General features: G+C 49.7%; 9 protein-coding genes. 5 read left to right on the top strand and 4 right to left on the bottom strand.

All coding sequences use genetic code 11. The features are described from left to right. Nucleotides 1–12 precede the first annotated feature (12 nt). A complete protein-coding gene (locus M2404_RS19715; RefSeq protein WP_259241683.1) occupies nt 13–552 on the top strand; it encodes a DNA topoisomerase family protein in 540 nt (179 codons plus the stop codon). Between the two features lie 16 nt (nt 553–568). Here M2404_RS19715 and M2404_RS19720 read toward each other — a convergent pair whose 3' ends face one another. Together M2404_RS19720 and purE are read right to left on the bottom strand one after the other, a co-directional pair. Then, nucleotides 569–1,702: a 5-(carboxyamino)imidazole ribonucleotide synthase gene (locus M2404_RS19720; RefSeq protein WP_259241684.1), complete on the bottom strand. Its 1,134-nt coding sequence runs from the start codon at nt 1,700–1,702 to the stop codon at nt 569–571. Continuing rightward, the gene (gene purE, locus M2404_RS19725) at nt 1,699–2,190 is read right to left on the bottom strand and encodes a 5-(carboxyamino)imidazole ribonucleotide mutase (protein ID WP_215399357.1); all 492 of its coding nucleotides are present in this window, start codon (nt 2,188–2,190) and stop codon (nt 1,699–1,701) included. Before purE ends, M2404_RS19720 begins: the two co-directional genes overlap by 4 nt. Before the next feature lie 119 nt (nt 2,191–2,309). On the opposite strand from purE, the gene tsaC reads away from it, so the two are divergent. After that, a complete protein-coding gene (gene tsaC / locus M2404_RS19730; RefSeq protein ID WP_259241687.1) occupies nt 2,310–2,864 on the top strand; it encodes an L-threonylcarbamoyladenylate synthase type 1 TsaC in 555 nt (184 codons plus the stop codon). A 1-nt stretch (nt 2,865) separates the two neighbouring features. Continuing rightward, complete coding sequence (gene hemF, locus M2404_RS19735; RefSeq protein ID WP_259241689.1) at nt 2,866–3,798, top strand: oxygen-dependent coproporphyrinogen oxidase; 933 nt, start codon at nt 2,866–2,868, stop codon at nt 3,796–3,798. Here hemF and M2404_RS19740 read toward each other — a convergent pair. Further along, the gene (locus M2404_RS19740; RefSeq protein ID WP_259241690.1) at nt 3,795–4,217 is read right to left on the bottom strand and encodes a group II truncated hemoglobin; all 423 of its coding nucleotides are present in this window, start codon (nt 4,215–4,217) and stop codon (nt 3,795–3,797) included. The genes hemF and M2404_RS19740 overlap by 4 nt on opposite strands. Nucleotides 4,218–4,246: 29 nt before the next feature. Between M2404_RS19740 and aroE the strand changes: the two genes are divergently transcribed. Continuing rightward, complete coding sequence (gene aroE, locus M2404_RS19745; RefSeq protein ID WP_259241692.1) at nt 4,247–5,062, top strand: shikimate dehydrogenase; 816 nt, start codon at nt 4,247–4,249, stop codon at nt 5,060–5,062. Further along, nucleotides 5,059–5,295: a DUF1488 domain-containing protein gene (locus M2404_RS19750; RefSeq protein WP_259241693.1), complete on the top strand. Its 237-nt coding sequence runs from the start codon at nt 5,059–5,061 to the stop codon at nt 5,293–5,295. The genes aroE and M2404_RS19750 overlap by 4 nt, the downstream gene beginning before the upstream one ends. Here M2404_RS19750 and M2404_RS19755 read toward each other — a convergent pair. Then, a complete protein-coding gene (locus tag M2404_RS19755; protein ID WP_259241695.1) occupies nt 5,292–5,825 on the bottom strand; it encodes a gamma carbonic anhydrase family protein in 534 nt (177 codons plus the stop codon). The genes M2404_RS19750 and M2404_RS19755 overlap by 4 nt on opposite strands. Between the last annotated feature and the right edge of the window lie 175 nt (nt 5,826–6,000).

The following is a 6,000-nucleotide window of genomic DNA, read 5'->3' on the forward strand; positions in this document are numbered from 1 at the left end:
GCCTTAACCTTTATGACTGATGATTCTGCGTTATTTGTGCTGCCGCAACAGCAGCAAGTGTGCCCGTTGTGCCAGCAGCCGCTGGTAATTAAATCCGGTAAAAATGGTCCTTTCCTTGGTTGCAGTGCTTATCCGGCCTGCAACTATATCAAAGCCTTACAGCAGCATGAAACCAGCATAGTCAAAGTGCTGGACAGCGAAGCCTGCCCACAGTGCGGTAATGCGTTGGCAGTTAAAAACGGCCGTTACGGCATGTTTATTGGCTGTACCGATTATCCGCGTTGTAATTTTGTCGTGCATGAACACAGCGAACAACCAGATACAGAGCGCCTGGCTTGCCCTAAATGTAAACAGGGCCGGTTGACCGAGCGGGTAAATAAATTTGGTAAGGCGTTTTGGGGTTGCGATGGTTATCCCAAATGTAAGTTTTTGCTAAATGAGAAGCCTGTTGCTGGTAGTTGCGCGGTGTGCGGTTTTGGCTTGCTGATAGAAAAGAAAAGCGTGTTGTACTGTGCCGATAAAAAGTGCGGCGAAAAACAGCCGGCAGCTTAAGCTACCGGCCTGCTTATTAATTTAAACGCTCTGCCATTTGTGCCAGCTCAGGAAAAGCCGCCTCAGGCAATAGCGTGATCAATTGCTTAAAACGCTGTTTCAACTCAGCATTATCTGCCGCAGACAAATTAATATGGCCCATCTTACGGCCGGCGCGTTTGCTTTTACCATACCAGTGCAGGTGCAGCCCAGGCAGCGTTAGTATTTGTTCTGGCACAGTATCCTCGCCAAGAATATTTACCATCAAGCTTGGACGAACCAGAGCAGTACTACCCAGCGGTAAACCGCATACGGCACGTAAATGTTGCTCAAACTGGCAGACATCGGCACCTTGCTGGGTCCAGTGGCCGGAGTTATGCACCCGTGGTGCTATTTCATTAACCAACAGCTCGCCGTTCACATCAAAAAACTCAATTGCCAGCACACCGACATAATTCAGCTGATTTGCTACCGCAGTAAACATTTGCTGCGCCTGTTGTTGCAGCTGTTCGTTGCCGCTAATAGCTAACGATACGCTAAGTACACCATTAACATGATGGTTTTCGGTTAGCGGATATACCTGTATTTCGCCTTTGCTGTTACGGGCGCCAATCAGCGAAACCTCACGTGAAAACGGAATAAACTGCTCAGCTACTATGGCTTGTTTGCTATCAGCAGCCAAAAAGGCACTGATTTCCTGCCACAGTGCTGCGGCTTGCTCTGATTGCTTTAGCCGCCACTGGCCTTTGCCGTCATAACCGGCCAGCGCGCTTTTAAATACCAGTGGTAAGCCCAGCTTGCTGATAGCATTATTAAAATCGGTTTCATTATTAATAATATGGTAACTGGCAGAGCGCACCCCGGCGCTGTCGAGCAACTGTTTTTCTAACCTGCGATCGCCACCGGTTTTAATAGCCGTTTCACCGGGGGAAAACTTACCGCTTTGCTGACACTGTGCCAATACCGGTAATGGAATGTGTTCAAACTCGGCGGTAACTACATCGGCATCGGCTATAGCATTGGCCAGGCCTTTGCCGAGATCCTGCTGTGTTAGCGGATGTACTATACTATCGCTGTTAACATCATACGCGCTGATACTAATATTAAGCGGTGCTCCGGCCAATGCCATCATCCGCGCCAGTTGACCGGCGCCCAGCACTAATACCTTCATAAAGGCACCTGCGACGGATCGGGCTGGCTTAATACCATATCGGTTTGTGCCTGACGGAAGGCATCAATTTTTGTCATTAGCTCTGGGCTGTTTGTAGCCAGAATCTGCGCCGCCAACAGGCCGGCATTGGCCGCACCAGCATCACCAATAGCAAGAGTGCCTACTGCTACACCTTTGGGCATTTGCACAATTGACAACAAAGAGTCCAGGCCTTTAAGGGCTTTCGATTGCACCGGCACACCCAATACCGGCAGGCTGGTAAAGGCAGCCGCCATACCAGGTAAGTGCGCTGCACCGCCGGCGCCGGCAATAATTACCTTTAAACCACGGCTGGCGGCAGTATTAGCATAATCGGCCAGCAACTGTGGTGTACGATGTGCGGAAACAACTTTGGTTTCATAGGCAATACCGAACTTATCCAGCATATCAGCGGCGTGCTTCATAGTAGGCCAGTCTGAGGTTGAACCCATGATGATGCCAACTTGCATTGTTGTTTCCTTCTGTACGTGATGAACTAAAAGCGTGAAGGCGCTATTATAGCCAGTTGCGCAACTGAAGAAAATTTTAACTGCGTTTTTCGTCTAATTATCCGGAGTAGTAGCAACAAATGACAGAACAGCAGCTGGTTTTACAGGCCTTGCAACAAGGTGGCGTTATCGCTTACCCCACTGAGGCCGTTTATGGTTTAGGTTGCGATCCGGATAACGAGGCGGCAGTAATGGCGCTGCTGGCGATTAAGCAACGGCCGGTGGAGAAGGGTCTGATTTTAATTGCGGCTAACTATTCACAGTTACTACCCTATGTTGATGACAAAGCCATACCGCTGGAAAAGCGTTACCAGATATTTTCCAGTTGGCCGGGCCATATCAGTTGGGTATTACCCGCCAGCAAAACAGCGCCTAAGTGGATCACCGGCCAGTTCGACAGCATCGCCGTGCGGGTGAGCGCGCATCCGGTAGTGCAGCAACTATGCAGTGCTTATGGCAAACCGCTGGTATCAACCAGCGCTAATTTATCCGGCCAGAGTGCTATTACCGACAAAGCTGAGCTGGAGCAAAGTTTAGGTGATAAGTTGTCTGCTATTATGCCGGGCGCGCTGGGCGGGGCCACCCAGCCCAGTCAAATTCGAGATGCCCTAAGCGGTAATATAGTAAGGAGTTAAGGTGACAAACAGCCAACCTCATCATCAACTGGCTGCTGTGCAGCAATTTTTACAACAATTGCAGGATAATATCTGTGCAGCGTTGGAGCAGGCAGACGGCAGAGCACACTTTGTTGAAGACGCCTGGCAGCGCCCTGAAGGCGGCGGCGGTAAAAGCCGTGTGCTAACCGGTGGCAAGGTGTTTGAGCAGGCTGGAGTGAACTACTCTCATGTGTTTGGCGCTAATATGCCTGCGTCGGCTACCGCGCACCGGCCAGAATTGGCAGGGCGCAGCTTCAATGCCTGTGGTGTGTCGCTGGTGATCCACCCGAATAATCCGTATTTGCCAACAACGCATGCCAATGTACGGTTTTTTATTGCCGAAAAAGACGGTGAAGCACCGGTCTGGTGGTTTGGTGGTGGTTTTGATTTAACCCCTTATTACCCGTTTGAAGACGATGTGGTGCACTGGCACCATACTGCGAAAACAGCAGTAGACCCTTTTGGTGCCGATTATTATTCAGCCTATAAAAAATGGTGTGATGATTACTTCTACTTAAAGCATCGTGGCGAAACCCGCGGTGTTGGCGGGTTGTTTTTTGACGATTTAAATGCGCCGGGCTTTGAGCAAAGTTTTGCTCTGATGCGCGCTGTCGGCGAGGCTTTTATTCCTGCCTATCTGCCTATTGTCGAGAAACGCAAAGATACTGCCTATGGTGAAAGGGAGCGCCAATTCCAGTTGTACCGCCGTGGCCGCTATGTTGAATTTAATCTGGTGTACGACAGGGGCACCTTGTTTGGCTTGCAAAGTGGTGGCCGCACCGAGTCGATTTTAATGTCAATGCCGCCACTGGTGCGTTGGCAATATGGCTATCAGCCTGAACCCGGCAGTGCCGAAGTGTTATTGTACGAGCGTTATCTTAAACCGCAGGACTGGCTGAAGCTTCAGGCCTAGCAATTAATCATATGGCTCGCCAGTTGGCCTATCGACTGGCGAATGCCGTCTCGTAGCATTTTGTTTTCTACTACTTCATCCAGCGCCTGATTCATGCAAAACATCCACTGATCACGCAATTGCTCGTTAACCGTAAAAGGCATATGCCGGGCGCGCAGGCGGGGATGGCCATACTGTTGCTCAAACAATGGCGGGCCGCCAAGCCAGCCGGATAAAAACTCGAAAAACTTTTGCCGGATAGTATCCAGCGGCAACGGGTGTATAGCGTATAGCTCAGCAGCTTCTGGTGCAGTTTCCATTACATCATAAAAGCGATTGGCCAACCGGCGCACCGTTTCCTCTCCACCCATCATAGCGTAAGGTGTTTGCTGCGGCGTCGGGTGCGACTTGCTATTTAGCGTGGTTTTATTAAAAATCATCTGTATTAACTTCTTAATGGACATTACTTGTGGACCGCTATGCTGTATTCGGTAATCCGATAGGCCACTCAAGGTCGCCCTTTATTCATACTCAGTTTGCTGCCGCATTGGGCGAAAAACTGCGATACGATGCCATTTTAGCACCGCTTGATGGCTTTGCCGACAACTGGCATAGCTTTGTTGCTGCCGGTGGTAAAGGTGGCAATGTCACAGTGCCGTTTAAAGAAGTCGCCTATCAGCTGGCTGAGACTTTATCGGACAGAGCAAAACAAGCTGGCGCGGTAAATACACTTTATATAGATAGCGAGGGTAAGCTGTGCGGTGATAATACCGATGGTATTGGCCTGGTGGCTGATCTGCAACGATTAGGTGTAAATCTGCAGGGCATAACGGTATTGTTGCTTGGTGCTGGCGGGGCCAGTCGTGGCGCCATAGGACCCTTGTTGGATACCGGTGTTAAACAACTGGTGTTGGCTAACCGCACAGTAAGTAAAGCGCAGGCGGTTGCAGCTAATTTTGACCCGCGTGTTAGCGCTTGTGGTTATGCTGACATTCCATTACAACCTTATCAGCTGGTAATTAATGCCACCTCTTCCGGTTTAAGCGGCGAGCGGCCGTTAATCGCCGCGCAGCATTTACAGCATTGCCAACTGGCATACGATATGTTGTACGGCGGCCAACCTACACCGTTTTTGCAATGGGCCAAAGAGCAGGACGTACCTCTGCAAGCAGATGGTTTAGGCATGTTAGTAGCACAGGCGGCCGCAGCCTTTTATATCTGGCGTGGCAAAAGACCGGATATTGAAGCAGTGCTGACATTACTTCAACAGCAACTAAATAAATGAACCAACAACTGATCTTTAATAATGATTTTACCCTCGCGATAGCCAGGCAAGCCGTTAGCTTTAGTTGCCTGGTCAGCGGGTTAAAAGTGTTCTGCTATATTCCGCTGCCTGCAGAGCAACAAGCTGAAGCCTTCTTGCAACAGGTAAAGGTCGACGCATTTCACTGGGAAGACCGCGCCGAACAGGCAATAGCCGACGATGCTTATAATAGCGTGGGCGAGATCTGGCTTTAAGCTTCTGCCAGATACTCGTTCTTCAATATTACATAGTTGGCTGCTGACTCCGCCAAAAAGGCTTTTTCAGCATCATTTAAAGGCCGTGCCGGTTTTACCGGGCTGCCAACATATAAATAGCCGCTTTGCAGCCGCTTGCCGGGTGGCACTAAACTGCCGGCACCGATAATCACCTCGTCCTCCACTATTACGTCGTCCATCACTATAGCGCCCATACCAACCAAAATGCGATTGCCAAGAGTACAACCATGCAGCATCACTTTATGCCCCACGGTGACGTCTTCACCTATTATAAGCGGTGAGCCTTCTGGTTTAACTTTACTGGGGCGGGATAAATGTAGCACCGAACCATCTTGTATATTCGTGCGGGCGCCGATACGGATATAGTTCACATCACCACGCGCTGCGACCAAAGGCCAGATACTGACATCTGCTGCCAGTTCAATATCGCCAACCAGCACGCTGGATTCATCTATATATACCCCTGATGCCAGTTTCGGTGTTATACCTTTATAAGCTCGTATCGTCATAATCTCCTCCAATGCTGCGTTATTATGCAGTAAATGTATTAAAAAAGCGCTTTTCGTCCAATTTTTCTGCTAACGATCTCAAAAACACAAGTTTTCTCAAATAACCGCTTGCAGGTCTCCTAAAAGGCCCTATAATGCGCGCCATGCCACGGGGTGCTGCGGTTTGGGTGCTTCA

The organism is Rheinheimera pacifica (assembly GCF_024809855.1).
Lineage (GTDB): Bacteria > Pseudomonadota > Gammaproteobacteria > Enterobacterales > Alteromonadaceae > Alishewanella > Alishewanella pacifica_A.

Excerpts from the sequence above, each read along its gene's own strand:
- M2404_RS19755 (WP_259241695.1), bottom strand. The coding sequence starts at position 5,825 with ATGACGATACGAGCTTATAAAGGTATAACACCGAAACTGGCATCAGGG.
- purE (WP_215399357.1), bottom strand. The coding sequence starts at position 2,190 with ATGCAAGTTGGCATCATCATGGGTTCAACCTCAGACTGGCCTACTATG.
- M2404_RS19720 (WP_259241684.1), bottom strand. The coding sequence starts at position 1,702 with ATGAAGGTATTAGTGCTGGGCGCCGGTCAACTGGCGCGGATGATGGCA.
- M2404_RS19750 (WP_259241693.1), top strand. The coding sequence starts at position 5,059 with ATGAACCAACAACTGATCTTTAATAATGATTTTACCCTCGCGATAGCC.
- M2404_RS19740 (WP_259241690.1), bottom strand. The coding sequence starts at position 4,217 with ATGATTTTTAATAAAACCACGCTAAATAGCAAGTCGCACCCGACGCCG.
- tsaC (WP_259241687.1), top strand. The coding sequence starts at position 2,310 with ATGACAGAACAGCAGCTGGTTTTACAGGCCTTGCAACAAGGTGGCGTT.
- M2404_RS19715 (WP_259241683.1), top strand. The coding sequence starts at position 13 with ATGACTGATGATTCTGCGTTATTTGTGCTGCCGCAACAGCAGCAAGTG.